Here is a 4,281-nt window from a genome sequence, read left to right as displayed (position 1 = left end):
CTTTCTATCATTCCGATAAATTGCGTGCATTCGCTTCGTGGTGCGGTTTGTCCACAATACGGCTTTTGCTGTCCTTGTCTTGAACCGGAACAATGCCGAATGCAATCCATGACCATGAAGTAAGACGCGAAATCATATATACGATGAACCAAGAACCAATGAAGGCAAATATCCAGCCGCCTGCAATATACAGTGCATACTCGAGCATATTTCCCTTAATCCCTATTTTCCGATAAATAAAGAGCAGGAACGGATGCAGCAAATATATGCCGAATGAGCATGCTCCGATGGAAGTAACCCATGAAGATACTTTTCTTCCACAACGGTAAAATAGAACAAATGAGATTTGGATCAAAATGATACACGACAATAAGGAATGAATATACCAGACAAGCTCATACCACAAGGTGTTGACAAAAATCTTGCCAACATTCGCGCGATAAAACATGTATGCATGATAGATTCCGAGCCCAATCCACACACTCCATAAGACGACCCAGCCTACCATTTGCTTATATCCCTTCGACAAGTGAACAAGCCAATTCCGGATTGATTCGTAATGCATAGCGATCCATGCCCCGAATATGAAGTATGACAGATAGGAGATTGCCAGATTCCCTCTTGGGATTTGCCAACCATACTTATTGACAATGATAAATCCCCATTGCAGCAGTGCAGCAGCCAGGAACATGAACGGCACAGCCCGACGCATCTTTTGGAATACAGCCAGCAATAACGGAAACAATATATAAAACTGAACCATAATAATTATGTAATAGAGGTGCGTATACGCCCTGCCGCCGAACAGAGCTTTTATAAAGTCATATCCCACCGCCCACGATAGATCGAATAACATGTCGCTGCGATAGAGCTTCAATAAATAATAGAAGGCGGAAAAACAAGGTATGGTACTAATATGTACAGTAATCGTTTCCGGTAAAACTGTCGTATCGTTCCTCCGCTTAACGGCTTGTCCGCATAATTATAAAACAATACGAACCCACTTAAAAAATAAAACGGGTACGGCAAATTTCTAAAGGTATTTATCAATAAGTAAAGCGGGTATGCCCGACTGCCGATTGTCGCTGCCAGCGCTTCCGATGTCGCATGGATCGCCAGCACCGCCATGATAGCAAGTGCCCGATAAGCATCGAGCTCTTGTATTCGTTCTCTCTTTGTCACGTATTTACAACTCCTCATTTGAGTTTTCTTATCATACGAAAAGTGCTCTTCACCATATCTAACAATCGAAAAGCCAAAAATGTGACATTGACAAAAAAATTTTTTATATAAAAATTGTAGCACAAAAAAGACCGAGTGCGGGAACATTTCGTCCCTGCTCTCGATCTTCTTCTGAACACTTACTTTTACTGCTTGGTTTCCCGCGACCTATCCAATATCTCTTGTCCCTTGATTTGAAGTTCAGCAACCGCCTCATCCAGTGTTTTCTCTTTTTCAATCACAGAATTCAATGCATCCGACAGTAAAGCATCAAATTCGGAATGGAATCCTGCCGGAATACTCTTTTTATCAGACACTCCACTGACTTGCATTGGTTTTAACAGATAGAACGCATCCGTTTCCCGCCCTCTAAAATCCTTGAAATAGTCTGACCGCGTGGGGAGCGTATCGTTCATTGCCTTCCCAGCGACCTGTGCCATTTCCGGCCCGTTCACGAACTTGACGAACTCCCAAGCCGCCCGCTTGTTCGGAGAATCCGCAGATATGGCATAGATCTCCGACAATTTCACGTAAGCCGATTCATCGGGCATAGCAGGATTAACAGGTGCGGCCGCGATGCCCCAGTCGATCTCCGGTGTCTTCGAGTAGTATGGAATATCCCGCAAGAAGGAAGCAAACCACGGCGCTTGAATCGTCATTGCGGCTTGACCCATGTAGAACATCTCGTTAGATCGGCTGTACTGCTTCAAGTAGTCTCTATGTTTCTCATAGTCGGCGTCATCGTATCCATCAAGCTGTTCGCCTTCCTTCATTGGAGGAGGAGCATAAGCCGCATGATTGCGGACGGCATCTGCCGTCATCTTCATTGCGTCCTTCCAACCATCCGAATCGATCAACAGCTTGCCTGATTTCGCGTCAACTAGCTTAAGTCCCGATGCAGCAGCGATATCATACATCAAACTTGCTGGCCCTTTCGTTTGATACAAACCAAACACTTGCTTCTTTCCTGATTCAACGCTCGCAAATCTCTCTGCCAGATCAAGAAGCTCCTTCCACGTCATTTTCCCGTTTGGCGGCTCAATTTGATACTTCTTGAACAAATTGCGATTATAATAGATGACGTTTGTCTCGAAGGATGGGGTAAGGCCGTATAGCTTTCCGTTCCCTTTTGCCCGCAGCCTATCAATAAGTCCAGGCATGAATCCGTCCAGCTTGTATTGATCCTGGCTAATAGCCGGCTCAATATCATACAACTTTCCTTCTTGAGCGAAGGCCTCAAACATGCTTTCATTCAAAAACAGCACGTCCGGCTTGTATTTATCGAGCAGCTTTTTCTTTTCCTCTGTCAAATTGAATGCCTCGTTTTTTTCGGCTTCGTCAAACAATTCTGCTTCACTGATAACCTCAATGTCGATATCAGGGTTCATCATTTTAAAGAAGTTCCCATAATCGCTATAAAATCGATCTTCATCTTGATAGACGACCCTGATTTTCCCCTTGCCGTCCTTTAATGGCGCAAGCTCTGATCGTTCTCCAAAGCAGCCGCTTAAGAGAGACATGATCGTCAACAGCATAATGACGGTCTTTCCATTTTTCAACACGTACTACACGCTCCCTATTTTGCCTTGTCTTTGTTTGCAGATTCTCGTACTTTCATTAGCAATTCCTGTGCCTTCTCCTCAAGAGCAGCTGCTGCCTCATCAACTGTTTTCTCGTTCGCGACGACGGCATCCAGCTCCACACGCAGCAGCTTATCGAATGATGGGAAGAACTCGGATGGGATACGCTCATCTCTCTCAATGTTGTTCTCCGCCCTGATCTTTGGCGTATAGTACGGATCCGTACTTCTGCCCTTTATGTCCTTCATATAGCCGTTGCGCGAAGGAAGCTGGCCCTTCAGTGTACGAGAGCGGGCCTGCGCCATTTCCGGGCCATTTACGAACTTGACGAATTCCCAGGCTGCACGCTTGTTGGCTGAGTCGGCTGCAACTGCATAGATGAATTCAAAGTCGATACTTGAAGAATCCATTGCAGGATCTATTGGCGCTGTAACTACACCCCAATCTTTCTTGTTATTGATAAGCTCCAGGGATGTGTAAGCATTGCTAATCATCATCGCAGCTTGATCATTATAAAAATAACTTTTTGCGAATAAATCTGGCCTTCCGGATGGAAAAATACCGTTTTGCTGCGCATCGCATCTGTTGTCTGCTTGATCGCTTTTTTCCAGCCCTCAGTGTTCAGAATCACCTTCTCTCCCTTCGGATCGAACAGTCTCAATCCAGAGGTATCGGCGATTCTGAACAAGAAGTAGCGTAAGCTTCCTATCCATTCGTAGTACCCGTGCACCTTACTCTCGCCGCTTCCGATATTGGCAAATCTTGCAGACAAATCAAGCACTTCCTGCCAGGTCATATTATTCTTCGGCGGTTCGATGTGATGCTCTTTGAACAATGCTGCGTTATAGTATAAAGCCTGTCGATCTATATAAGGAGCAAGCCCATATAACTTGCCGTTGCCTAAGCTTTTCATTCTATCGATGACCCCCGGCAAAAAGCCCTCCATATCATAGTCGTCCTGCCGGATTACATCCTCTAACTCGTACAACATGCCATTTTTCGCAAATGATTGAAACATATCTGTGCCCATCCTTAATACGTCAGCACCGGAGTTCTCCAACAGCTTCTTCATTTCCATATCCCAATCTTTTCCGCTAATCATAGGCCCGAGATTTTTCAGCACCTGAGTCTGAGGGATGATTTCGACTTCAATTTGCGGATATTTCATATGAAAATACTTTCCGTAATCTCGGTAGAAGGCATCCTCATCCTGATAAAGCACCTTGATTTTGCTAGGCTGCAATGGCTCCAGCACTTCCTTCTTGCCGAAGCAGCCGCTCATTAAGGAGACGATCGTCAACAGCAGAATTGCAACTTTCCATCTATGATGCATATTTTTCTAGCTCCTTTTTTTGATTAAACCTGTACGTAGTAGCGAACCCTTTGCTTCTTCTATTGTGAAATGTAAGCATAGCTAGCTTGTGAAGCCTCTTTATGGCTTCTTCTCCTCTGCTTCGCGCGCTTTTTAGGAGTACCTCTT

3 protein-coding genes and 1 pseudogene are annotated in these 4,281 nt (G+C 44.8%); all 4 read right to left on the bottom strand.

Annotated elements, in window-relative coordinates; translation table 11 throughout:
• Nucleotides 1-7: 7 nt before the first annotated feature.
• Nucleotides 8-1,128 (bottom strand): annotated as a pseudogene (locus AZ66_RS27380) (acyltransferase).
• A 239-nt stretch (nt 1,129-1,367) separates the two neighbouring features.
• A complete protein-coding gene (locus AZ66_RS27375; protein WP_231587073.1) occupies nt 1,368-2,783 on the bottom strand; it encodes an ABC transporter substrate-binding protein in 1,416 nt (471 codons plus the stop codon).
• A gap of 14 nt (nt 2,784-2,797) precedes the next feature.
• Entirely contained in the window at nt 2,798-3,298 is a 501-nt protein-coding gene (locus tag AZ66_RS33465) for an extracellular solute-binding protein (protein ID WP_331436943.1), read from the bottom strand.
• Nucleotides 3,295-4,134 carry an ABC transporter substrate-binding protein gene (locus AZ66_RS33460; protein ID WP_269433149.1) on the bottom strand — a complete coding sequence of 280 codons (840 nt, stop codon included), beginning with the start codon at nt 4,132-4,134 and terminating at the stop codon, nt 3,295-3,297. Before AZ66_RS33460 ends, AZ66_RS33465 begins: the two co-directional genes overlap by 4 nt.
• Nucleotides 4,135-4,281 lie beyond the last annotated feature (147 nt).

Source organism: Paenibacillus sp. E194, assembly GCF_000935845.1.
Classification (GTDB): Bacteria; Bacillota; Bacilli; order Paenibacillales; family Paenibacillaceae; genus Paenibacillus_B; species Paenibacillus_B alvei_B.
This window is presented reverse-complemented; position numbering and strand designations above follow the sequence as displayed.